Here is a 23,254-nt window from a genome sequence, read left to right on the forward strand (position 1 = left end):
CTCATCCTTTTTTTATATCAATCCACGATTCAAGCCATTGGTAGAACGGCTCTAAATCACTTAATTTTTGAAACGGCAACTTATATTGTACATGACTGAGCGCTGATAAAGAAGATAATTCTTCAAGATTTCTATAAATAACGACTTTATCGTAGTCCGCTTGTTTAAATCCTTCAGCTAAAATGATGTCATATTCAATTGTAACAGCTGAATCAATGATTTGGGATAAAGTAGCTTCAGAGGTGCGCGTAATCGTTTCTCTTAACTCGTGTCCTTGCACAATACTCTGATCCGCGCCAGCTTCAAAATGTTTCATATGGTCTACGGTATTGTCCTGCAAGGTAATATCTTCTGCACCGTGACCATGATGTTTGATTGTTACAACACGATAGCCCGCTTCTTTCAAAAAGCGAACCGTTTCAGCCATCAATGTTGTCTTCCCTGAATCCTTATATCCCACGATTTGCAAAATCATAGTAAAAGTTCCTCTTCGAAGACATCTGTTTCAGTTAAAATCACATCGACAGTATTTCCTGCGTGGAAACCTCTTGTACCGCTTGGTAACATTACCATAGCGTTGCTGTGTGCAATGGCTACTACTGCACCTGATTTATTAAATCCTGAAGGCACGACTGTAGCTTCCATTCCATTTAAAGTGGCTTTAGATCTGATAAAACGTGTGAATGGGTTTGCTTTTTTGAAATCTTCCATTAAAGTGGCTTTCACTACTTGCGGGAATTTCTCATTCGCATGCATCATATTTAAGACACCTGTTTTAACAAATAATTGGAAGCCTGTGTAACAAGCTGATGGGTTGCCAGATAAGCCGAATAAATATTTACCCTGCGCCACTGCTACAGTTGTAACACTACCTGGTCGCATTTGTACTTTATTGAATAATACTTCAGCATCCAATGCTTTATAAATTTCAGGGAGATAGTCGAAGTCACCTACTGAAACACCACCTGTAGTGATTACCATATCGTGCGTTTCCATCGCTTGTTTGACGACAGCAATACTGCTTTCTAAATCATCTTCTTGAATTTTATACATTTCGCCTTCTAAGCCGAATTGATTTAACAAGCCTTCAATCATTGGTCCATTTGAGTTACGAATCTTGCCAGGCTCTAATTCGTCGCCAACATCTAATAACTCACTGCCTGTTGCGATAATAGCGGCAGATGGTAATTTATGCACAGGAACCTCTGTATAGCCGAATGTTGCTAGTACTGCAATTCCGCCCGCATTAATACGTTGTCCTTTTTTCAATACGACATCGCCGACTTCTGTTTCTTCACCTTTTAAAGAAACATTTTCATTATGAGCAAACGGTTTACGAATAGTGAATGTATGGTCGCCTTCTTTAGTTTGTTCTAACATTACCACTGCATCTGCGCCTGAAGGAACTTCAGCACCTGTCATAATACGTACGGCTTTATTTGGCCCCACCGTTTTATCAGATACAGAACCTGCGCCGATATGGTCAATCACTTCAAACTCAATACGGTTATCGCCACTTGCACCTACTGTATCTTCACTTCTTAACGCGAAACCGTCATAAGGAGATTTATTAAAACGCGGAATTTCATAAGTTGCTACAATATCTTCTGCAAGTACATAACCTAAGCTTTGATTTAAAGGAACATTTTGTACTTCAGTATGGATTTCTTGTTCTACGACGCGTTTAATGGCTTCCTTAACTGGAATAGGATTTCTTTTTTCAACTGGCATAATTTATCTGCTCCTAACATTCATTTTATTTCGTGCTATAATAATTTAAGCGAGGAGGAATAGCATGTCTGAATTTACTCATATCAATGAACAAGGTAATGCGAAGATGGTTGATGTTTCGGAAAAAGAAATTACGAAACGTACAGCTACCGCACATTCAAGCATTACAGTTAATCAAGACATTTATCAACAAATTATAGATCATACAAATAAGAAAGGTAATGTGTTGAATACTGCACAAATCGCAGGAATTATGGCCGCAAAGAATACGTCCACAATTATTCCTATGTGCCACCCGCTCTCACTTACTGGAATCGATATTGCATTCGAATGGGATACAACATCATCTTATACTTTAAATATTGAAGCTACAGTTTCAACTTCTGGTAAAACAGGTGTAGAAATGGAAGCTTTGACTGCTGCTTCTGCTACTGCCTTAACTGTTTACGATATGACCAAAGCTTTAGATAAAGGGATGGTCATCGGAGAAACATATCTGCTTACTAAATCTGGTGGTAAATCCGGCGATTACCGTCGAGAATCTAAATAATATTCTTTATTTAAATTATATACCCGTTCTGAGATATTTAATTTAAACAGAACAAAATACGGAATTGTTGAGCCTCTCTTTTTTCAAAAAAGAACAGACCCAATGATTCCGTTTTTTAGTATCATACATCCTATTATATACTATTCTTACTTAGCTATTAATCGTCTATAAGGATGATTTATTTAGTCAACTCATGAATTAAATGATTTAATTCTGGTTTAATCAATTTGTTTAATGCAAGTTTCACTGCACCTGTTGAACCTGGCACAGAGAAAATAAGTTGTTCTCCTACTGTACCTGCTACTGCACGTGAAAGTAATGCACGGGTGCCGACATCTTCCGCATAACTTAAATATCTGAACAATTCCCCGAACCCTTCAATTTGTTTAGTTAGTAATGGAGTTACCGCTTCAATCGTCACATCACGTTGCGCAATACCTGTTCCGCCTGTCGTAACAATCACATCTACATCTTCAGCCAACCATTGTTGAATTTGTTCTGTAATCGCTTGCTTATCATCTTTGACAATAGCATAATGCTCTGGTTTAATTTCTACATTAATTTCCGACAATAATTCTTTAGCTAAGTTTCCGCCTTTATCTGTTTCTTCAGTTCTCGTATCTGAAACAGTTAATACTGCACATTGGATATCTCTGTCTAACTTAACGTTTACATGTTCGTTCTTTGTCATTTATTCAACCTCCGTTATTATTATTCTCTTTCTAGCCTAACAGTTGATTCATTAATTTAATAGCCTCAGTAGGCTTCGTCATCCCATGTATTAACATTCTTCCGCCAGAGAAACTGACAATGCGATGACCGTTGAATTCAAAGCGCAACATATAGGGATTAGCATGATATTGAATATGATGGGCTTCTAAATATTGTTTCAACATTTCCTGGGTAATATTTTCATTGCTATATTGCACCGTATCTCTGCCGCACAATGTCGCAAATTGCTGGTCTGTTTGGTGCAAGTGAGGATAAGTCGGATGTTCTCCGCAAGTCGTACAATGTGGGTCAAACATGCGGCTGAATCCAAAAGTATAGTGTGTCCCTTCCCAAATATCGCCATAGGTCAGTTTAGGTGTGAAAGGCGTTTCAGTTAAAATTTTTAAAGCATCGCGCAATTGCAAACTCGTCGTCATTGTAACGGCGGGTTGGATGACCCCTACTGTGTCACATGTCATATTAATGACTGGCAGTTGCGGCATCACACAATTGAAACAAGGCGTTTGACCCGGGATAAAGGCTGCTTCTATATAGGTACTCTGAACCACCCCACCATAAATCCAAGGTATATTATATTTATACGCAAAATCATTCACTAATAAACGCGTATCAAAGTTATCTGTAGCATCTAAAATTAAATCTACATTCTGTGCATGCTTTTCTAAAAATAATGCATTCACTTGTTCAATGTAGGCATCTATTTCTATATCTTCACGAATTTCTTTTAATCTAGATTCGGCCGCAATCACTTTAGGCAATGCTTCTTTGGCATCTTGTTCAGTATACATCGTTTGGCGCTGTAAATTACTGAATTCGATATAATCGCGATCTACAATCGTCAATTTTCGCACACCTGCACGTGCTAAACCATCTGCAAGATGTGTCCCTAAAGCGCCCATTCCGATAATCAAAACATGTTTTTGAGCGATTTTTTCTTGACCTTCCACTCCAATATTTTTAAATAATATTTGTCGTGAATAGCGTTCATTCATATTTTTTATCCTTTCTAAAGTACATTACTTTTATTATATGATGATTCTCAGCACGACACAATTTTCCAATCTTTCTTTTTAAAAAAGACAATAAACCCGACATGCACTGAAATATATTCGGTGCTATGCCGGGTTACTTTCAAAAAAGCTATGAACCTATTGTAATAATCTCATCTGCAAGCTGCTCAGCTTCATAGTTTGAATGTGTCACAAAAATAATCGGAATCTGCCATTCATCAAACATGCGTTTCACTAAATGCATACTCTCTTCTTTCGTAGCATCATCCAAGCTTGAGAAGGGTTCATCTAAGAGCAGGATATCCGGGCGTGTACTCAATGCTCTGGCGAGTGCGACACGCTGGGATTCTCCTCCAGATAAACGTGCAGGATATTGTTTCGTTAAATGCGTAATATTTAGTTGGTGCATCAATGCATCAATATGTTCTGACGGTTTTGCCATAAAAGTAATATTTTGCATGACCGTCATATTCGGAAAGAGCTGATAATCTTGGAATAAGTAACCGATACCGCGATCTTGAATTTTTACATTCACATCTTTTTCAGTATCTGTTAATAAGTGATCATCAATCTTAATATAAGCTCGATCAGCTTTACGCAAGCCTGCAATCATATTTAGAACTGTGGTCTTACCGATACCTGAAGGGCCTCTGATAGCATATATCTTTGGCTGGTCTTCATTAATATCAAGTTGGATTAAATGGTCACGCAACTGATATTCGATTTGGATGGTCAGCATTTAGTCCACCTCAAATATTTGTCTCGGTTAATCATATTGATAGTTCCGATAACAGTGATTGCAAAGGCAACGAGTACAAGTACCCATAACCAAGCTTGATTTTCTCTGCCTTGTTCTACTAAGAAATAAATTTCTAACGGCAACGTATTGGTTTTGTTCGGAATATAACCTGCGACCATTAAAGTGGCACCAAATTCACCAATTGCACGTGCAAATGCCATCATTATGCCTGATAAAATAGAGCGCTTAGAGAGTGGCAGAATCAAACGAAAGAATATTTTATTCTCACTTGCACCCATAGTACGCGCAGTATTCAACATTTTATTGTTGATACCGCGGAATCCCTGTATCGTATGTTGATACATTAAAGGAAAACTTACAACAACGGACGCTATTACAGCGCCCGTCAGTGTAAATACTACCGGCAAATGCAGCACATTTGCGAAGAATGCCCCTACCGGACTTTTCGGGGAAAAAACAATTAAGAGTAAGAACCCCATTACCGTCGGCGGTAAGACAATTGGTAGTATAATGATACTTTCTAGAAGTGTCACTATGCAACCTCGATGACGATATAACAATTTGGAAATAATAATTCCTAATATCGTTACGATGATCGTGCTGATTACAGCCACTTTGATGGATATCCAAAATGGCGTTAAATCAGGCATCTAAGTTCCTCCTAGTTTTCGAATTTATATTCTTTCATGATTTTTTTAGCTTTATCAGATTTTAAGAATTTCATCCAATCTTTTGCTAATTTGCTATCAGAAGTTGCTCCTGCTTCATAAACGATAGGTTTTTTCAATTCGACTTGTTTAATTTCTTTTACTTTGTCGTTTTTAGTTTTGTTTGGATATAAGTCTGTTTTGTAAACAAAACCTAATTGAGCGTTACCTTTTTCAACATAGTTCAATACTTGACGTACGTCTTTCGCATAAACTAATTTGTCTTTAACGCCATCATATAAACCGTTGTCTTGTAAGTATTGTGTAGCGTATTTACCGGCTGGTACAGATTTAGCTTCACCAATCGCTAATTTTTGACCGTCTTTCAAGTCTTTAACTGATTTAAGATCTGAATCTTTTTCACCGATAAGTACTAATTTGTTTTTAGCGTAGTTATAAGTATCATGTGCTTTTTTCTTATCTTTCAAAGCATCAACGTCTTTAGTGTTAGCTGACATAAATACATCAACTGGTGCACCTTTTTCAATTTGTTGTCTTAAAGCGCCTGAACCACCATAGTTAAATGTGAGTTTAGCATCTGGGTGATCTTTCTTGAATTCTTTTTCTAAGTCTTTAGAAACGTCTGTTAAACTTGCTGCTGCAGAAACGTGTAATTCTTGTTTTTTGTCATTGCTGTCTGATTTTTTACTGTCTTTCTTATCCCCGCTGTCAGAATTAGAACATCCTGCTAATACTAAACAAATGGCTACTAATGCAATCAAAAATGCTTGATTTTCATTACAAAACCTCCTAATAAATTGATTTCATTATCGATTATACCCTTATAGTAAAGAAATATCACGATAAAATTAAATATTTTTTAATATTTTAGTGAAGAAGTTAACATTTATTTACTGTTCAAAAAAATTTGAATGCAAAGAAGGTGGGGATGTAGTGGAAGTTGGAATTTTTGTCGTTTGCTTCTAGGGATAGCAGAAGGTGGGATGGTATAAAATGCGTCGTAATAGGGACGATGGATAGTATATTTGCGTAAAGTGTCTAGGCTGTCGACTTGCACCTCGACACTTTCGCCCCTAACTGTATAGGCTGTCGACTTGAGCCTCGACACTTCGGCCTCTATCTGTATAGGCAACCGGCGCGAGCCTCGACACTTTCGCTCTAAACGAAGAAAACATACTAAGATTAGCTATGAAGCATTCCATGACGATGGATTTCTTCATAGCTATTTTTTTATAGTTAGAGAGAGAAGTAGACTGTGCAGCCTCTTGGGTTTTAAATCCGTATTAAAAACGAGTCAGCTTTACTCTCACCTTTTGAAATTCGTTTGTAGTATGTTGGGTTCTTGAAACCGTGTATAGGAAAGAGAAATGAAAAAGGTTAAGTAAAGTTTTCAACTTCTCAAAATTAACATAGGAGGTTTTATCTATTAATTATTTAGGCGTTGATATCAGTAAAAACACCAGTGTGGTGGCACATTACCAAAATGACAAATTCCAAAAGGAATTTACCATTCAAAACAATGAAAACGGTTATAATTTTCTTTTAAAGTATCTGAACCAGATGGATAGTCTGCAAATTGTATTCGAATCAACGGGAATTTATTCAAGAAGCATGAAAAAATTTTGTCGTCTGCATCAATTCGACTATTTTGAGTTGAATCCTTTAGAAGCCAAGTTCAAAACCAGTTCTTTAAGATCGTGGAAAACCGATAAATCCGATGCGCATAAACTCGCTCGAATGGTTCATGATTTACCAGCAACTGAGAGTCCGCAGGCATACGAAGAAATATATTTTGAGTTGCGAGAACGTGTACGCTTTCATCTTCAAATCGAAAGCCAGCAAAACAAGCTCAAAACTGGAATTATCGAGCAGCTGCACCAGACATTTCCTGGTTTGGAAAAACTGTTCAGTAACCGTTATTCAATGATTGCACTTAATATCGCTGAATTGTTTACTCACCCGGATATAGTAGTCGAATTAGACAAAGAGCGCCTTGTAGAAGAAATATTTAATTCTACAGACAAAGCCATGTCCAGAGATAAAGCAGAAAAGCATGCGGTTCAATTAATAAATATTGCTCATGAAAGCTTTCCCAATGTCGACAGACATTCTTTTCTAGTTGAAAAAGCCCGTATATTAATAAAGGATTTAAAATCATCCATGCAAAAACTCAAGGAATTGGATAAAGCTATGATCGAATTAGCTAAACAAATGGATTGTTTTGAAAGTATTTATTCAATACCTGGTATCGGTGAACTGACAGCGGCTATGATTGTCGGTGAGTTAGGAGATATTACACGGTTTTACTCGCATAAACAAATCAATGCTTTTGTAGGTATTGATGTCAAAAGATATCAATCAGGCAATACCCATTGCAGAGATACAATAAATAAACGAGGAAATAAAAAAGCAAGACAAATTTTCTATTCTATTATCATGAATATTTTAAAGGGAAAGCGCCATTACGATAATCATGTTGCAGATTATTATTATAAATTAAAAGAGCAGCCTTATGGTAAATCTCACAAGACTGCCGTAGTAGCTTGTATAAACAAGCTGTTAAAAACAATTCACTATTTAGTGAATAATCATAAATTATACGACTATCAAATGGCTCCACATTAGCCACTCGTATAATCATATATAGTTTAACACCTTATTCAAAAAAATAAAATTGAACGGTTTAGTTCAGTAATGCATTCTTTAAATATAAACACTTGACTAATCGTAGGAAAGAGGCTGAAACATAATAATGTCTCACCTCTACTCTTTGAACTGGCAGTAGCTATCTGAATAGAAAATGCGCTTGTTCCAAGCTTTTTTCTATTCTAGTTAGCTTTGCCGGGGCGGGAAGACGAAATAATTTTAAACAAAAATTATTTCTGTCCCGCTCCCCCGTTCCTCTACAAATGCTGAATAAATCGGTTGAATGCTGCTTGACCTTCTTCGGTTTGTTTAAATACACCCGCATCTTCTAAGACACGTTTAAAGATGTGCCCCACTTCTTGATGGATGATACCTTCAGCATTCTCTTGATTAAAATCATAAGCAGCTATCATTCGATCCGCCCACATTTGATGTTTACCTATATCCGCTTCTTTATTTCCGAGAACGTACGCTTCTACTTCTTTTAATTCTCGTTTTAAACGTCCAGGCAGAATAGCTGTTCCCATCACTTCGATTAATCCAATATTTTCTTTTTTAATATGCTGCACATCTGGATGCGGATGGAAAATACCATCTGGGTATTGGGTTGAAGTTTGATTATCTCTCAATACCAGGTCTAATTCATAGTTACCTGTTGACTGACGATATCTGGCAATCGGCGTAACAGTATGATGACGTGTGCCGTCTTCACTAAATGCCTTAACCCCAACTGTTTCATCACTATAATTCAGCCAAGTTTCGAAAATATATTCTGCTGCTTCCACTAACTCATCAATTTCCTGACCTTTCAAGCGCACTACACTCATCGGCCATTTTAAAGTGGCAGCTTGCACCTCGGGATACTTCTCTATGGTAAAAGCATAACTTTCTGGCGCATTATCCATCGGGAAAGTATGACGTCCAGTTTGATAGTGATTATGCGAAAGGATGGACCCGCCGACAATCGGCAAATCAGCATTAGAACCTGCAAAGTAATGCGGGAATTTCTGTACAAATTCTAAGAGATTGCTGAAGGTTGCTTTTTCAACTTTCATAGGATTATGCTCTTCTGATAAGACGATACTATGTTCTGCGAAATAAGCATAAGGAGAGAATTGGAAACCCCAGGGTTCGCCATTTAATTTCAAGCGAATAATTCGGTGATTTCGTCTTGCCGCTTGTGCAACAGAGCCTGCAAACCCTTCATTTTCCATGCATAAAGCATTAGCTGGATAGTGCGCTTGTTTTGCCTCGCGCGCTTTAGCAATTTCTTTTGCATCCTTTTCCGGTTTAGATAAATTGATAGTAATTTCTAAATCGCCATATTCTGTAGCTGTATAGTAATGCAGATTTTGTGCAATGGCATCTGTCTTAATGTAATGATTTCGTTTGCAAAGTTCATAGAAATAATCGGTAGCTTTCCCTGGATGCTGTTCATACAATTCATTAAACCGTCGATTAATCGTTGAAGGTTTAGGAGTGATTAAATCTAAGAGTTTCGTCTCGATGATTTCTTTTTGATAGACGACATCTTCAATGATTTGATTTTCAATCATTTGTTCAATCCAATGTTGTGCAATGTCATTAGGTGACAGATTAGTAAAGTTATACTCTGTAGCTTGTTCATCAACCTTTTCAGCCCCAGTAATTTCCAAGATTAAATTTTGCAGATAGTAAGCATCTGTCGGCTCATAATCGTTGTATTGTATTGCATCGTCAATAAATCGATTGACGTATTGCCGATTCAATTCCATAAAACTGCCCCCTGTAATCAATTAGTTTGAGTATCCGTTCGGATGTGATTGATGCCAATTCCAAGCTGTTTCAATAATTTCGTGAATATCATCATGTTTCGGTTTCCAGCCGAGAACACGTTGTGCTTTGTCGCTGGACGCGATTAATTTACTTGGATCGCCTGCACGTCTTTCACCAATCTCAGATTTGATACCGATACCTGTTGCTTGTCTAGCTGCTTCTACAATTTCTATTACTGAATAACCTTGGCTGCTGCCTAAATTGAAGGCTCCGCTTTCGCCGCCGTCTTTCAAATATTGATAAGCAAGAATATGTGCTGCAATCAAGTCAGTCACATGTAGATAATCACGTACACAAGAGCCATCTTCTGTATCATAATCAGTTCCGAAAATCGTAATGGCCTCACGTTGTCCTAGCGCTGCTTGTAACACAATCGGGATTAAATGTGTTTCAGGATTGTGATCTTCTCCGATACTGCCATCTTCTTTAGCACCTGCGACATTGAAATAACGTAATGCTGCATAATTCACGCCATAAGCGTTATGACACCAATGCATCATTTTTTCCATCATTAATTTACTTTCGCCGTATGGGTTTGTCGGTGCTTTAGGTGCATCTTCTTGAATCGGTACTACTTCTGGTTCTCCATAAACTGCAGCTGTGGATGAGAATATAATTTCATTGACTTGATATTGTTTCATGACTTCTAACAAGATTTGCATCCCGTAGACATTATTATTGAAGTACTCTAAAGGTTTATTGACTGATTCTCCTACTAAAGAATACGCACAAAAATGAAAGACACCTTCAACGTCTTCTTTTTCAAAAACGTCATTTAAAAAGTCTTTATCACGAATATCTCCTTCATAAAAACGTGCTGCTGCCGGAACCGCTTCGCGATGTCCTGTCCCAAGATTATCTACCACCGCTACATCATAGCCTTGTTCAATCAACTGATTTGCAGCGTGACTTCCGATATAACCTGCTCCACCTAACACTAAAACTGACATAATTTACATCCTCTCTTAAACTTCTATAGATTTAACGCCATCACCAATATTGACATGATAAAATGACGGTGCGTAGCCTATTTTGTTGGTATAAATTTGTGTTACTTCTTCTTCTAACTGATGAATACGTTCTTTATGCACCAAAGCAATGGCACAGCCTGCAAAACCTGCTCCGGTCATACGCGCACCTAAGACGCCTTCTACTTGCTGAGCTGTTTCTGCCAGCGCATCCAATTCTGCGCCTGTGACTTCGTAATCTTCTTTTAAGGAAGCGTGCGACGCATTCAAAAGCTTGCCGAATGTCGTAAAATCACTGTGCTCTAAAGCCTCGTAAGCTTGTTTAACGCGTGCATTTTCAGTTACAGCATGTCGCGCTCTGCGTAATAATGTTGCATCTTCAATCAAATACTGATACTTATCAAAGGTTTCTGTATCTAGATGACCTAGCGCCGCAATATCTAATTCTTGCTGCAGCAATGCTAAAGCTTTCTGACATTCTTCCAAACGTTCATTATATTTTGATTCAGCGAGCTCACGACGTTTATTAGTATTCATAATTGAAATCACATAGTCTCCGAACTCTGCTGGTACATAATGATAATCAAGCGTAGCAGTATCAAGTAAGATAGCTTGGTCTTTTCTTCCCATACCCACAATAAATTGATCCATAATGCCTGAATTGACACCGATAAATTGATTTTCAACTTTACGTCCAAGTTGAATGAGTTCTAGGCGCTCCACTTCCAAGTCAAATAAAGATTTTAATAACCAGCCGATCAACATTTCAATAGAAGCAGATGACGATAAACTCGCACCGTTCGGAATGTTACCTTCAACTAAAATATTAAAGCCTGTCTCAATGGAATAACCTGCTTCCTTTAAGAATTTAATCATTCCCTTTGGATAATTGGCCCAACTGTGCGTCGCATTAAATTGTAAATCATCTAGGGAAAATTCAATCACTCCTGAGTCCTCAAAGTTATTCGAGTACAGACGAATTTTACGATCTTCTCTTTTACTTGCTAAGCCATATGTGCCCAGTTCGATGGCTGCTGGAAAAACATAACCGCCGTTATAATCTGTATGTTCTCCGATTAAATTAATTCTACCTGGTGCAAAAGCAGCAACTTCTGGCTGCTCGTGAAATAAGGTTTCGAATTTAGCTTTCATAGATGTCAGCATTGCCTTTTCCTCCCACACTATAGTAAATATTCTTTAGTAAACACACTTAAAGTTTATCTGTTTACTAAATGTTTTGTCAAAATATTTTTTCATTCTTTTTCAGAGTATGACTGACGGACTATCAAGCGTGTTTGTACTAGTGTATGCAGAGCATTAGCACGTGCTTTTTTAATTCTGTCTTCAGCCATCGCAACCGCACTCTTTCCAAATTGTTCAATATCAATTTGCACACTTGTCAAAGAAGGTGTGACATATTGATTGACCTCTAAATCATTGAAGCCGATGACACTTACCTCGTCTGGAACTTGCTTGCCTAATTTCTGCAATCCTTGAATGACGCCGATAGCAACCATATCATTGCCAGCTAGTACAACATCCGGCAATTGAGTTATAGATTCAATTTCTTGTTCTCCATCTTCACGCGTCCAACCTATGAGATGGCTATCCGGTGTCTCGTTATGGTCTTCGCACCATTGCATATAAGCCTGATAACGTGCGTCGCTCTCATAACTTGTCTCACCTGTTAAGGAGGTTTCTTCTCGCATGCCTCCGAAGTAAGCAATATGTGCTTTAGGATGCGTCTGTCTAATTCTATCAAGCAGTTGCAGTGTCGTTTTCTGTAAATCTGAATAAACTGCATCCATGTAGTCTGGTGTTTCAGGATTGTTAATCACTACTATATTAGGATTATACTGATAAATTTCTTTCAGGGCTGCTTGTGAAAAATGCCCGATAACTAAGAGTGCGCCTGCCTTTTTGACTTCTGACCAATCTTGTTTCTTCATTCCTGGTTCAACCCGAATCGTTTTCTTTAAAGTTAAATTTAAACGATTGATTTCTGTCTCAATCGCAAGTCTCAATTCTCTATGAAAGGGATCTGCCATTTCTCTGCGTCTCGAAGCATAGGTAATAATTTGCACTTGCCGATTCAGCCGTTCCGTTTTCTGATAGGACATTTCTTCTGCTGTCTTAAGAATACGTGCTCTAGTCGTATCAGCCACAGATAAAGTCGGGTCTTCATTCAACACGCGAGAAACTGTTCCCGGACTCACGCCAGCTGCTTTTGCAATTGCTCTGATACTCGCCATCCACCTGACCTCCTTTTGTTTACTTTAAGTTTACTATCATCTTAATCGTCTCACAACTAAAATTTGATATACTTTCTTAAATTATGCAAATCTTTTTTGAAAAGTGGAAGAATATAGTATAGTCTTTTAATGAGGAGTCAATGCTTATGAACAAAGATATACAAAATAATGATATAGATGTAATGACGGATCAACACATTGTCCGTTATGAAGATGGAAAGTTGTTCGAAACAACTGACAGTTACGTAACTGAATTCCCTTTAACAATTATGGTCAATGGAGAAGAGTTTGCGACTGTCATCTGCAGTCCAGACCACATGGAAGAATTGGTTCTGGGCTTTTTAGCGTCTGAAGGGGCAATACTGAAACGCAGTGAACTAAAGTCCATCCAAATTGATGACAGTAAAGGGTTCGCGCATGTAGAACTCACTAAAGATTTAGGCGACCGCTTCGAATATTCCACCAAGCGTATGATTGCGTCTTGTTGCGGAAAAAGCCGTGAGTTTTACTTCCATAATGATGCGGCAATCGCTAAAACGAGCATGTCGCATATCACATTGCAACCACAACAAGTTGTTAATATGATGACCCGTCTGCAAAGTGCAAGTACATTATTTAAACGTACAGGCGGATTGCATAACGCTGCTATCAGTGATGGTGATACATTCTTTGAACACCGCCAAGATATCGGACGACATAATGCGCTCGATAAACTTTATGGTTTCTGTTTAGAACGACATATTCCAGTACGTGATAAAGTGTTAATCTTCAGCGGTCGAATTTCTTCGGAAATCTTAATCAAAGCGGCCAAAATCGGTGTCGGAGTGATTTTATCTAAATCTGCGCCGACGACTTTAGCTGTTAAACTTGCAGATGATTTGAATATTACAGCCATTGGTTTTTGCAGAGATGGCAACTTCAGTGTATATAGTCATCCAGAACGTATTAAAGCTGTGCCTTCGCAAGAGTAACTCTTGTAAAAGCACAGCTTCTTTTTTATGCGTTTTCTTTTAATATTTGATAGCGATAACTGATAAATGTGTAGCCTTGTTTAATATACATATCTTTCGCTGTATCTTCCCCATCTGCTACTAAAATAATAGGTTTGCCCTCAGCATAAGCCGCAACGAATGCTTGCATCGCACGCCCTATTCCTTGACGGCGCATACTTTCAATCACACCAAAGCTATCGATTTCGAGCGTCTGCTCAGTTTCAATGGCATCTAATGAACCCACAGGCTGATTTTGATAGTAAACCACGATACGCTTGACCTGCTGCTCATCTTGGAAGTTCTTACGAATCATTCTTTCTGACTCATCAGCATAGTCTTTCCCAAATTGAAGGGCAAAGGTACGATGAATCGTTAAATAATCATCTAAATTGTCTTCATCTACCCATTCAATCTTTAAAGTGTCAGGAATCTCGCCTTTCAATGCTTCCGCTTCAATCGCATACATTTCCATCAACCCCAATTCATAGCTTTCTTTTTCCAAGTAATCTTGAAAATTTAAAGAGAGCTCTGTATTTTCTGGAAAAGTAAACATGAGATGATGACTGCTCTGTGCATGATGTTGTTGTAATTGCGTCTCTGCATCTTTCAACCATTGTTCGAACTCAGGCATTTCATGATAAACCCATTTGTTTGAATAATAAGTTAAAGGCTCTTCGGGTGTCAGATAAACGGTCTTCACGTCATCTTGAAAAGCAATTTCGCCTGTTTCCTCTATTAAATCCATTGAAAGTTGCACCATAACTGATTCCTCTTTTCCTTGAAACTTAGAAACGAATTAATTGTTTGAATCGCGTATGATTCAATAACGCCGCTCCAATTAATGAAGCAATTACAGCTTTCACAATATCACCTGGCATAAATACAAATGATAAAAAGAAAGCTTTAGAGAGTGGCATATTCGTAATCATTCCCATAATCAAAGTACCAAGAATATCTAGAAGTAGTACGCCTGCTACAATAACTGGAATGAAAATTTTAATAAAGTTAATGCGCTCAATTGTTCTGTCGCGATACCAGCCGATTAAGAATGCTACAACTGGATACAAGAATAAAAATCCTGCAGATGGTCCGGCAAACACTCCGATACCGCCACGTCCGCCAGATAAAACGGGTAAGCCGCAAGCTGCTAAAATAAGGAATACAATCACACTGATTGTGCCGTATTTCTTACCTAACAGAATACCTGCTAAGAAAATGCCAACGTTTTGCAAAACGATAGGTACTGGCATAAATGGTAAAGGAATCGGCGGTACTAAGCCGAGCAAAGCTATAATTGCAGTCATAATCGCTGTAAATGTAATGTGTTTGGTAGTCATAATAATCCTCCTTGAAATATATCCAAGAAAGATTATACCATAAATGTTAACTTTGATTTACATAAAGTTTACATTTAAAGTGGATTATTTTTCTTTCCGCTACTCTGTAACTGATTCCGCCAAATGTGTCATATATTCAAAGAAGCTATGTCGATCTACATCATTCACAATATTGACCGTGCGGCCGCCTTCCACTACTTTGACGGTGCGCCCTTGACTTGGTCCATGCGGAATGACTTCGACTTGCACCGCTTCAGATTTCACCAAATCAGGCTTACCTACAAAGGCAGTGGTTAAGACATCCCATAAGAAATACGTAGAATTAGTAATAAAATGCGTAAGCGGCGGCACCGCTGCATAACATACTCCTAAGAAATCTACACCGACATGATGACGACGATCCGCCCAATATTGACGTACATCTACCGTTAAAGGTACTTGATTCGTACTTTCTAAAGCCACCATATCAATAGGAATATCACTGGCAAATACCGTCTGCACTGCTTCGGGGTCCCAAAAAGCATTCCACTCAGCTGTCCCATCATGTTCCGGTTCTTCGACATTCCCTTTCGTTAAGAAAGTGCCGCCCATCCAGACCAGTCGTTCAATATTATGCGAAAGATGTGGCTCAGTGTGCAAAGCTTTCGCTAAATCCGTTAACGGGCCCGTAAATAATAACGTTACCGGCTCCGGGCTTTCATTAACCTTCTCAATGATATCTTGATAGGCTTCAAGTTCGGATTCACCTGAGCGTTGTTCAATACGGCTTTCGTTCAAAATCGGTAAAGCATCTACAAAGAAAGTATGCATTCGCCATTCTTTCGGGAACGGATTCTTACCTCTTTCATAAGAAGGCGCGACGTCTAATGCTCTATTTGAAAACCGATTAATGATTTTACGTGAGGCGCTGACTGCCGGTTCTAAATAACTATCAGCCCCGATTGCACTGACGCCAATTAAACGCAGGTCCTTCATTTGCAATAATAAAAATAGCGAAACGAGATCATCCACTCCGCCATCATGATCAAAGTAAACTGGTTTCATTGATTATCCTCCGTGATGTTCTATATTTATCAATACTTCTATTCTAGGTACTCTTCACCTTAATTGCAAAGCTAAACAGCAGAAGCATTTTCAGCGCAATTGTGTCTAAATTTTTTCGCGCAGCGGACAGAAAGGTTTCAATCATTCATAATTGCTTTCCACCCCGTAATCTGAGTGATACACTAAACTTAATAGTTTCGAATCAACGAGGAGGTAGTATCGTGCTAGAATCAGGTTTAATTCATACAGAGATTCAGCGTAAATGGCTGAAGAAATTCCGTGAGGTGAAAACGGACTTTCAAGCTCATTCGGAAAAGAATGATTTGGAGAGCAGGTTTCCTTATGAAAATATCGACTGGCTGGTTAAGGAGGACTACACCCTATTGACGGTGCCGACGGAATATGGCGGCGAGGGTGCCACAATTGAAGACATGGTGATTTTACAAAGTTATTTAGGTGAGATTGATGGTGCCACTGCTCTGTCTATCGGGTGGCATTTAAGTGTGGTCGGACAATTGTATGCAGAGGAAATGTGGGAGCAGCCGCTGTTGGAGAAATTTGCGGAAGAAATTAAAGAGGGTGCGTTGATTAATCGTGCGGTGAGTGAAGCGGAAACTGGTAGTCCGACGCGTGGCGGCAAACCTTCCACACATGCGATCAAAGAGCAAGACAGTTATATCTTAAATGGTGTGAAGACGTTTACTTCTATGAGCCCTGCGTTAACGCATTTCTTGGTCAGCGGTTATGATGAGACATCAGGTCAATTCGGGTTCTTTTTAGTAGAAAAAGACACACCCGGCTTGTCTATCGCTGAAACATGGAATGTAATGGGGATGCGTGCGACTGAGAGTCATGATTTAGTGTTGGAGGATGTACGTATTCCTGCTGAAAACTTTGTGGAGGTTGCTGGCAAAGGTCCGAAACGTCCGAATGGCTGGATGCTGCATATCCCAAGTGTTTATTTAGGTATTGCGCAAGCTGCTGCTGATTACGCCAAAGATTTCGCGCAACATCACAGTCCGAATAGTATTGAAGGTACGATTGCTGACTTGCCGACTGTGCAGCAATCTGTCGGTGAAATGGAGTCGCTACTGTTATCTGCACGCGGTTTCTTATGGTCAACTGCTCGTATTTATCACGAATCTCCAGAGGCGCCTGTGTGGAATGAAACTTCAGCCAGCAAAATATTAGTGATGAATCAAGGTTTGCAAGTTGTGGACATTGCGATGCGCATTGTGGGTGCTAAGAGCTTGGAAATGGAGCGTCCGCTTCAACGTTATTATCGTGATATGCGCGCGGGTCTGCATAATCCACCGATGCAAGATGCTGCTTATACAAATATTGCTAAATCTGAACTTCATTTATTTTAACTAAGATAGCCGAGTGAGCGGGACATGATGAATGTCTTGCTCACATTTTTTATTGTGTGTATAGGTTTTATTCACTCGTTTTTTCATTTATAACCTACTATTTTTGGTGCCTACAATTAATAGAATACAATTTTTTACAAAAAAATGTTGTGTAATAGGAGAAGAGGCCTTATAATTGAGAATAAATGATAATGGTTTTCAATTAGGAGGAAAATTATAAATGAAGAAATTGCTTATCCCTTTGATAGTTTTAGTACTTGTGTTGGCTGCTTGCGGCAACAAGTCTGATGATAAAAAGGACTCTAAGAAAGAAACACGTTCATACACTATGGACAATGGTAAGAAGATTGATATTCCGAAAGACCCTAAACGTATTGCGGTTGTAGCTCCTACATATGCTGGTGGCGTGAAAAAATTAGGTGGAAATATCGTAGCTGTCAATAGCCAAGTTGACGACAGCAAAGTGTTAAAAGATAAATTTAAAAATGTTGAAAAAATCGGCGCAACTGGCAGTGAAGATGTTGAGAAAGTTATCAAACAAAAACCAGATTTAATTATTGTTTACTCTACTGATAAAAATATTAAAAAATATCAAAAAGCAGCTCCAACTGTAGTCTTCGATTATGCGAAACATAAATACCTTGATCAACAACTTGAATTAGGTAAATTGTTGAATAAAGAAGACAAAGCTAAGAAATGGACTGAAGATTGGAAGAAAGAAACTGCTAAAGACGGTAAAGAAATCAAAGATAAAATCGGCAAAGATTCAACAGTATCTCTATTAGATGAGTTCGATAAAAAACTTTACACTTACGGTCCTAACTGGGGTCGTGGCGGCGAAGTTATTTACCAAGCATTCGGATTGAAAATGCCAGCTAAACAAGAAGAACTTGTGAAAAAAGATGGCTGGGCTGAAGTGAAACAAGAGAAAATCCCTGAATATGCCGGTGATTATATCGTTTCAACACGTGATGGCAAAGCAGAACCTTCTTACACTCAAACAAACTTATGGAAAAACTTGCCAGCAGTAAAAGACAACCACGTACTTAAAGTTGATGCAAAAACATACTGGTTCAACGATCCATATACTTTAGATTATATGCGTAAAGATTTAAAAGAAAAATTCATGAAATAATTGTACTGTAAAAAGTCGGGACACTTGATGTTCCGGCTTTTTCTATATGCTATGGAGGTGGCGGGCGTGTGAAAGCGTTCGGGGGATTGCTGGGAGTGGTTGGGCGATGCTGGGCGAATCTAGACACTTCTCAAAATCTTGGGTCTAGATTACATGCTTTTCTAGACACTTCTCAAAAACTTGTGTCCAGATTACATGCTTTTCTAGACACTTCTCAAAAACTTGTGTCTAGATTACATGCTTTTCTAGACACTTCATATTCAATAAATGTATATATTGGACAAGATGACGGCAAACGTGGACAATCAACTCATATATCGGCCAAGATGACCACAAACGTGGCCAATAAACTCATATATTGGACAAGATGACGGCAAACGTGGCCAATAAACGCTTCGCTAGCTTTTGCTTTCCAAAGTTTTCCCTACCAATCAAGCCGACTCTTCCCGCTCCCCCGCTCTCCAGGTCTTTCTTTCCCCAAATCTGCACAATAAAAAATAGGAGTCAGAACATCAAAATGTCCTGCTCCTGTTCTCTGAATTTCTTATTTATTTTCTGGATAGATTTCTTCTTCTGCTTCTTCGGTTGTTTCAGCTTTCTTTCCTGCTAGGAGCATCATCCAAGTTGCTGCAATGAACGGCAAGGTGAAGACTGGCAAGCCGAATGGTTTCAGCCAAGTGACCAGTCCTGCATGCATCACGACGGTCATTATGATTCCGAAGAGCATGCTGGCGTATTTGTTGAAGACTGATGCTTCTTTGAAAGTTACTCCTAGTGCAAGAATGACTAAGATCACATTGTAACCATATAATCCAGCATTGATTTCGTCATGGTTAGCACCGAACATCATGACGACAATGACACCAATGATATTCGCGATAATTGCGAAGATGCCAGCTTTACGAGATGCGATGAAGATACCTATTAATATGATAAAGCCGCCTATTGCGCTTTTAACTAAGAAAATTTCACTGAATCCGTCTAGGAAGGTCAAGATAGTGTTAATAGACTGATGTGAAAATTGAATTTCTTTCACGACTGATGGCAAGATACTGACATCTGCGTTAACGTATTCGAATTGGAATGACATGAAGAGGAACATCCAACTGATGAATACGTAGGGCATCGTCAACATTGGCAAGTCGAAGCGGTTTAATAATGCTCTGAAGGCTGCTCCGACAGGCATGGTCAATATGACTGCAAGCAAGGTAATGATGATACTTCTCCAACCTGGAACTAAGAAAACGGTTAATGCTACTCCTGTCAACACAGGGTTGAAGCCTGCGAGTCCATCGTTGATTTCTTGTTTGGAATAGTTAGTGACAGGTGCTAAGAAATAGGCAAGGATACTGGAAAGTAATGCGGCTAATCCTACTTTCCAATTTCCGATAAATAATCCAATTAAGATAAATAGTCCTGTCCATATATTATCTAATAATATAACTTGTGAAATATTCTTTAATATGATGCGTGTAAACTGGCGCATTCAACTTCACCTGATTTCATTGATTTGTAAACATATCGATTTTACCAAAAATAATTCAAGTTGAAAATCATTATATAATTTATGCTGGTTTGTTTGGATAGAAAATCGGGTATATTTTATTATCTTTCAAAGAAATGAAAAAATTAATTATAATTATTTAAAACTTTAGTTGTGTTTTATACTATTTTGTTGTCAAAGCACAGTTTTATTTTAAAATGCAGAGCGGTAATTCTTGTATATTAAATCGAATGGTTTTAGAATAAATAAGCAACATATTTTCAAATTACGGTTGAAAGAAGGGATTTATTGTGCATTTCACGCAACGTGAACAAGATAAATTGATGCTTGTTGTAGCAAACGACTTAGCACGCAGACGCCAATCACGCGGATTAAAATTAAATTATCCAGAAGCAGTCGCAATTATCAGTTATGAAATGTTAGAAGGTGCCAGAGACGGCAAAACTGTCGCAGAACTGATGAGTTATGGCCGACAAATTCTAAATAAGGATGATGTCATGGAAGGTGTTTCTGACATGATTCCTGATTTAGAGATTGAAGCAACATTTCCTGATGGAACGAAATTAATCACAATACACCACCCTATCGTTTAAAAAAGGAGGCAAACATGATGAAGCCTGGTGAAATTATAGTTAAGAAAACTGAAATCGAAATCAACAAAGGTACAGACGATTCTGAAACAGTCATCACGGTTAAAAACATTGGTGACCGCCCTATCCAAGTCGGCTCTCATTATCACTTTTTCGAAGCCAATACAGGTTTGAAATTCGATAGAGAAAAAGCCTATGGAAAACACTTAGATATTCCTGCTGGTGCAGCTGTAAGATTCGAACCTGGGGATGAAAAGAAAGTACAGCTTGTGGAATACAATGGCAAACGCCGCATCTATGGATTCCGAGGTTTAGTGAATGGCGCAATCGATGAAGAACGTGTCTTCCGAGTGGAAAATGGTCATCCGAATGCTGGCGCTAAAAATGATGCCGGTAAACAAAATGCGAATAAAGAAAGTGGGTATAATCGATGAGTTTTAAAATGACACAATCTCAATATACAAGTTTGTACGGTCCCACTATCGGCGATGCTATCCGCTTAGGGGATACAAATTTATTTGCGACAATTGAAAAAGACTTTGCAAACTATGGGGACGAAGCAACATTCGGCGGGGGAAAATCAGTGCGTGACGGTATGGCGCAAAACCCAAACGTGACACGTGATGATCGCTATGTTGCAGATACAGTCATCACAAATGCTGTCATTATTGATTATGACAAAGTTTATAAAGCAGATTTAGGTATTAAAAACGGCTATATTATGAAATACGGTAAAGCTGGCAACCCAGATATTATGGATGATGTCGATATAATTATCGGTGCTTCTACGGATATTATTTCTGGCGAAGGTAAAATTATTACAGCTGGCGGTATTGATACGCATGTTCACTTTATCAACCCTGAACAAGCTTATGTAGCGCTCGAAAGTGGTGTTACTACGCATATCGGAGGCGGTACGGGTGCTTCTGAAGGTGCCAAAGCTACAACTGTTGCGCCAGGTCCTTGGCATATCCATCGTATGTTAGAAGCGGCTGAAGGCCTTCCAATTAATGTTGGATTTACAGGAAAAGGCCAAGCGCATAACCATACTGCTTTAATTGAACAAATCCACGCAGGCGCTATCGGTCTGAAAGTCCACGAAGACTGGGGTGCTACTCCATCCGCTTTAAGTCATGCCTTAGATGTAGCAGATGATTATGATGTACAAATTGCTTTGCACGCAGATACTTTGAATGAAGCAGGTTTCATGGAAGATACAATGAAAGCGATCAATGACCGTGTGATTCATATGTATCACACAGAAGGTGCAGGCGGCGGCCATGCTCCAGATTTAATTAAATCTGCAAGCTATCCGAATGTCCTTCCTTCATCTACTAATCCAACACTCCCTTACACAGTCAATACAATAGACGAACATTTAGATATGGTTATGATTACTCACCACTTGAATGCTTCTATCCCTGAAGATGTGGCATTCGCAGATTCTCGTATTAGAAAAGAAACCATTGCAGCCGAAGACGTACTGCAAGATATGGGTGTCTTCAGTATGGTCAGCTCCGACTCTCAAGCAATGGGACGTGTCGGCGAAGTGATTACACGTACTTGGCAAGTTGCACACCGTATGAAAGAACAACGCGGCTATTTAGACGGCGACCAAGAGTATAATGATAACAATCGTATCAAACGTTATATTGCTAAATATACAATCAACCCTGCTATTACACACGGTATTTCTGAATATGTCGGTTCAATTGAAGAAGGCAAACTTGCAGACCTTGTGATTTGGGACCCAGCGTTCTTCGGGGTCAAACCTGAAATGGTCCTTAAAGGCGGTATGATCAATACTGCAGTCAATGGTGATGCAAATGGTTCTATCCCTACTTCCGAACCTTTAAAATATCGTAAAATGTACGGTCAATACGGCGGTAATTTAACAGGCACGAGTATCACATTCGTTTCTAATATTGCATATATGAACGATATCGAACGTCAATTGTCCTTGCACCGTATGGTAAGACCGGTCAAAGGTATTCGTAAACTGACTAAGAAAGATATGAAAAATAATGGTGAAACACCTAAACTCGATGTCGACCCGCAAACTTATGAAGTATTCGTAGACGGCAAATTAATTACTAGCGAACCTGCAAAAGAATTGCCGCTTGCACAACGTTACTTCTTATTCTAGGAGG

The 23,254-nt window shown here is 38.7% G+C and carries 23 protein-coding genes; 8 read left to right on the plus strand and 15 right to left on the minus strand.

Going from position 1 to position 23,254, the window contains the following annotated elements:
• Position 1: 1 nt before the first annotated feature.
• Positions 2–475 carry a molybdopterin-guanine dinucleotide biosynthesis protein B gene (mobB, locus tag CNQ82_RS10815; protein WP_123145249.1) on the minus strand — a complete coding sequence of 158 codons (474 nt, stop codon included), beginning with the start codon at positions 473–475 and terminating at the stop codon, positions 2–4.
• Positions 472–1,731 carry a molybdopterin molybdotransferase MoeA gene (locus CNQ82_RS10820; RefSeq protein WP_123145250.1) on the minus strand — a complete coding sequence of 420 codons (1,260 nt, stop codon included), beginning with the start codon at positions 1,729–1,731 and terminating at the stop codon, positions 472–474. The genes mobB and CNQ82_RS10820 overlap by 4 nt, the downstream gene beginning before the upstream one ends.
• A gap of 64 nt (positions 1,732–1,795) precedes the next feature.
• On the opposite strand from CNQ82_RS10820, the gene moaC reads away from it, so the two are divergent.
• Positions 1,796–2,281, plus strand: a complete 486-nt coding sequence (gene moaC, locus CNQ82_RS10825; RefSeq protein WP_095103970.1) for a cyclic pyranopterin monophosphate synthase MoaC — start codon at positions 1,796–1,798, stop codon at positions 2,279–2,281.
• A gap of 178 nt (positions 2,282–2,459) precedes the next feature.
• Here the strand turns inward: moaC and CNQ82_RS10830 are convergent, their stop codons facing one another.
• The 5 genes from CNQ82_RS10830 to modA all read right to left on the minus strand — a co-directional run bounded on the left by CNQ82_RS10830 (position 2,460) and on the right by modA (position 6,212).
• Complete coding sequence (locus CNQ82_RS10830) at positions 2,460–2,972, minus strand: MogA/MoaB family molybdenum cofactor biosynthesis protein (protein WP_095103968.1); 513 nt, start codon at positions 2,970–2,972, stop codon at positions 2,460–2,462.
• Between the two features lie 31 nt (positions 2,973–3,003).
• Positions 3,004–4,005 (minus strand): ThiF family adenylyltransferase, encoded by a 1,002-nt coding sequence (locus CNQ82_RS10835; RefSeq protein WP_123145251.1) that lies wholly within the window; start codon positions 4,003–4,005, stop codon positions 3,004–3,006.
• Between the two features lie 148 nt (positions 4,006–4,153).
• Positions 4,154–4,762, minus strand: a complete 609-nt coding sequence (locus CNQ82_RS10840; protein WP_095103964.1) for an ATP-binding cassette domain-containing protein — start codon at positions 4,760–4,762, stop codon at positions 4,154–4,156.
• Complete coding sequence (gene modB, locus CNQ82_RS10845; protein WP_123145252.1) at positions 4,756–5,433, minus strand: molybdate ABC transporter permease subunit; 678 nt, start codon at positions 5,431–5,433, stop codon at positions 4,756–4,758. The genes CNQ82_RS10840 and modB overlap by 7 nt, the downstream gene beginning before the upstream one ends.
• Before the next feature lie 11 nt (positions 5,434–5,444).
• Positions 5,445–6,212 (minus strand): molybdate ABC transporter substrate-binding protein, encoded by a 768-nt coding sequence (gene modA, locus CNQ82_RS10850; protein WP_240624885.1) that lies wholly within the window; start codon positions 6,210–6,212, stop codon positions 5,445–5,447.
• 664 nt (positions 6,213–6,876) lie between these two features.
• On the opposite strand from modA, the gene CNQ82_RS10855 reads away from it, so the two are divergent.
• Positions 6,877–8,076, plus strand: coding sequence for an IS110 family RNA-guided transposase (locus CNQ82_RS10855; protein ID WP_123144641.1), 1,200 nt, complete (start codon positions 6,877–6,879; stop codon positions 8,074–8,076).
• 278 nt (positions 8,077–8,354) lie between these two features.
• On the opposite strand, the gene galT is transcribed toward CNQ82_RS10855, so the two are convergent.
• From galT to CNQ82_RS10875, 4 genes are all read right to left on the minus strand, one after another.
• Positions 8,355–9,851 carry a UDP-glucose--hexose-1-phosphate uridylyltransferase gene (gene galT / locus CNQ82_RS10860; RefSeq protein WP_123145254.1) on the minus strand — a complete coding sequence of 499 codons (1,497 nt, stop codon included), beginning with the start codon at positions 9,849–9,851 and terminating at the stop codon, positions 8,355–8,357.
• Positions 9,852–9,872: 21 nt separating this feature from the next.
• A complete protein-coding gene (gene galE, locus CNQ82_RS10865) occupies positions 9,873–10,862 on the minus strand; it encodes a UDP-glucose 4-epimerase GalE (RefSeq protein ID WP_123145255.1) in 990 nt (329 codons plus the stop codon).
• A 15-nt stretch (positions 10,863–10,877) separates the two neighbouring features.
• Positions 10,878–12,044, minus strand: coding sequence for a galactokinase (locus CNQ82_RS10870; protein ID WP_123145256.1), 1,167 nt, complete (start codon positions 12,042–12,044; stop codon positions 10,878–10,880).
• 89 nt (positions 12,045–12,133) lie between these two features.
• Entirely contained in the window at positions 12,134–13,132 is a 999-nt protein-coding gene (locus CNQ82_RS10875) for a LacI family DNA-binding transcriptional regulator (protein ID WP_123145257.1), read from the minus strand.
• Positions 13,133–13,278: 146 nt separating this feature from the next.
• Between CNQ82_RS10875 and fdhD the strand changes: the two genes are divergently transcribed.
• Positions 13,279–14,103 carry a formate dehydrogenase accessory sulfurtransferase FdhD gene (fdhD, locus tag CNQ82_RS10880; RefSeq protein ID WP_095103948.1) on the plus strand — a complete coding sequence of 275 codons (825 nt, stop codon included), beginning with the start codon at positions 13,279–13,281 and terminating at the stop codon, positions 14,101–14,103.
• Positions 14,104–14,128: 25 nt separating this feature from the next.
• On the opposite strand, the gene CNQ82_RS10885 is transcribed toward fdhD, so the two are convergent.
• From CNQ82_RS10885 to CNQ82_RS10895, 3 genes are all read right to left on the minus strand, one after another.
• Positions 14,129–14,884 (minus strand): GNAT family N-acetyltransferase, encoded by a 756-nt coding sequence (locus CNQ82_RS10885; protein ID WP_206125363.1) that lies wholly within the window; start codon positions 14,882–14,884, stop codon positions 14,129–14,131.
• A gap of 25 nt (positions 14,885–14,909) precedes the next feature.
• Entirely contained in the window at positions 14,910–15,461 is a 552-nt protein-coding gene (locus CNQ82_RS10890) for a biotin transporter BioY (RefSeq protein WP_123145258.1), read from the minus strand.
• Between the two features lie 99 nt (positions 15,462–15,560).
• Positions 15,561–16,505 (minus strand): nucleoside hydrolase, encoded by a 945-nt coding sequence (locus CNQ82_RS10895; protein ID WP_123145259.1) that lies wholly within the window; start codon positions 16,503–16,505, stop codon positions 15,561–15,563.
• A gap of 221 nt (positions 16,506–16,726) precedes the next feature.
• On the opposite strand from CNQ82_RS10895, the gene CNQ82_RS10900 reads away from it, so the two are divergent.
• On the plus strand, positions 16,727–17,875 hold the full coding sequence (locus tag CNQ82_RS10900; RefSeq protein ID WP_123145260.1) for an acyl-CoA dehydrogenase family protein: 1,149 nt from the start codon (positions 16,727–16,729) through the stop codon (positions 17,873–17,875).
• A 220-nt stretch (positions 17,876–18,095) separates the two neighbouring features.
• Entirely contained in the window at positions 18,096–19,010 is a 915-nt protein-coding gene (locus CNQ82_RS10905; RefSeq protein ID WP_123145261.1) for an ABC transporter substrate-binding protein, read from the plus strand.
• Between the two features lie 544 nt (positions 19,011–19,554).
• On the opposite strand, the gene yut is transcribed toward CNQ82_RS10905, so the two are convergent.
• Entirely contained in the window at positions 19,555–20,496 is a 942-nt protein-coding gene (yut, locus tag CNQ82_RS10915; RefSeq protein ID WP_123145263.1) for an urea transporter, read from the minus strand.
• Positions 20,497–20,804: 308 nt separating this feature from the next.
• Between yut and CNQ82_RS10920 the strand changes: the two genes are divergently transcribed.
• The 3 genes from CNQ82_RS10920 to ureC are packed head-to-tail and all read left to right on the plus strand — an operon-like array spanning position 20,805 to position 23,250.
• A complete protein-coding gene (locus CNQ82_RS10920; protein WP_123145264.1) occupies positions 20,805–21,107 on the plus strand; it encodes an urease subunit gamma in 303 nt (100 codons plus the stop codon).
• Positions 21,108–21,124: 17 nt separating this feature from the next.
• On the plus strand, positions 21,125–21,538 hold the full coding sequence (locus tag CNQ82_RS10925) for an urease subunit beta (protein WP_123145265.1): 414 nt from the start codon (positions 21,125–21,127) through the stop codon (positions 21,536–21,538).
• On the plus strand, positions 21,535–23,250 hold the full coding sequence (gene ureC / locus CNQ82_RS10930; protein ID WP_123145266.1) for an urease subunit alpha: 1,716 nt from the start codon (positions 21,535–21,537) through the stop codon (positions 23,248–23,250). Before CNQ82_RS10925 ends, ureC begins: the two co-directional genes overlap by 4 nt.
• Positions 23,251–23,254: the final 4 nt, after the last annotated feature.

The organism is Staphylococcus debuckii, from assembly GCF_003718735.1.
GTDB classification, from domain to species: Bacteria; Bacillota; Bacilli; order Staphylococcales; family Staphylococcaceae; genus Staphylococcus; species Staphylococcus debuckii.

Coding starts and splice junctions, on each gene's coding strand:
- mobB (WP_123145249.1), bottom strand. CDS start 475: ATGATTTTGCAAATCGTGGGATATAAGGATTCAGGGAAGACAACATTG.
- CNQ82_RS10820 (WP_123145250.1), bottom strand. CDS start 1,731: ATGCCAGTTGAAAAAAGAAATCCTATTCCAGTTAAGGAAGCCATTAAA.
- moaC (WP_095103970.1), top strand. CDS start 1,796: ATGTCTGAATTTACTCATATCAATGAACAAGGTAATGCGAAGATGGTT.
- CNQ82_RS10830 (WP_095103968.1), bottom strand. CDS start 2,972: ATGACAAAGAACGAACATGTAAACGTTAAGTTAGACAGAGATATCCAA.
- CNQ82_RS10835 (WP_123145251.1), bottom strand. CDS start 4,005: ATGAATGAACGCTATTCACGACAAATATTATTTAAAAATATTGGAGTG.
- CNQ82_RS10840 (WP_095103964.1), bottom strand. CDS start 4,762: ATGCTGACCATCCAAATCGAATATCAGTTGCGTGACCATTTAATCCAA.
- modB (WP_123145252.1), bottom strand. CDS start 5,433: ATGCCTGATTTAACGCCATTTTGGATATCCATCAAAGTGGCTGTAATC.
- galT (WP_123145254.1), bottom strand. CDS start 9,851: ATGGAATTGAATCGGCAATACGTCAATCGATTTATTGACGATGCAATA.
- galE (WP_123145255.1), bottom strand. CDS start 10,862: ATGTCAGTTTTAGTGTTAGGTGGAGCAGGTTATATCGGAAGTCACGCT.
- CNQ82_RS10870 (WP_123145256.1), bottom strand. CDS start 12,044: ATGCTGACATCTATGAAAGCTAAATTCGAAACCTTATTTCACGAGCAG.
- CNQ82_RS10875 (WP_123145257.1), bottom strand. CDS start 13,132: ATGGCGAGTATCAGAGCAATTGCAAAAGCAGCTGGCGTGAGTCCGGGA.
- fdhD (WP_095103948.1), top strand. CDS start 13,279: ATGAACAAAGATATACAAAATAATGATATAGATGTAATGACGGATCAA.
- CNQ82_RS10885 (WP_206125363.1), bottom strand. CDS start 14,884: ATGGTGCAACTTTCAATGGATTTAATAGAGGAAACAGGCGAAATTGCT.
- CNQ82_RS10890 (WP_123145258.1), bottom strand. CDS start 15,461: ATGACTACCAAACACATTACATTTACAGCGATTATGACTGCAATTATA.
- CNQ82_RS10895 (WP_123145259.1), bottom strand. CDS start 16,505: ATGAAACCAGTTTACTTTGATCATGATGGCGGAGTGGATGATCTCGTT.
- CNQ82_RS10905 (WP_123145261.1), top strand. CDS start 18,096: ATGAAGAAATTGCTTATCCCTTTGATAGTTTTAGTACTTGTGTTGGCT.
- yut (WP_123145263.1), bottom strand. CDS start 20,496: ATGCGCCAGTTTACACGCATCATATTAAAGAATATTTCACAAGTTATA.
- CNQ82_RS10925 (WP_123145265.1), top strand. CDS start 21,125: ATGAAGCCTGGTGAAATTATAGTTAAGAAAACTGAAATCGAAATCAAC.
- ureC (WP_123145266.1), top strand. CDS start 21,535: ATGAGTTTTAAAATGACACAATCTCAATATACAAGTTTGTACGGTCCC.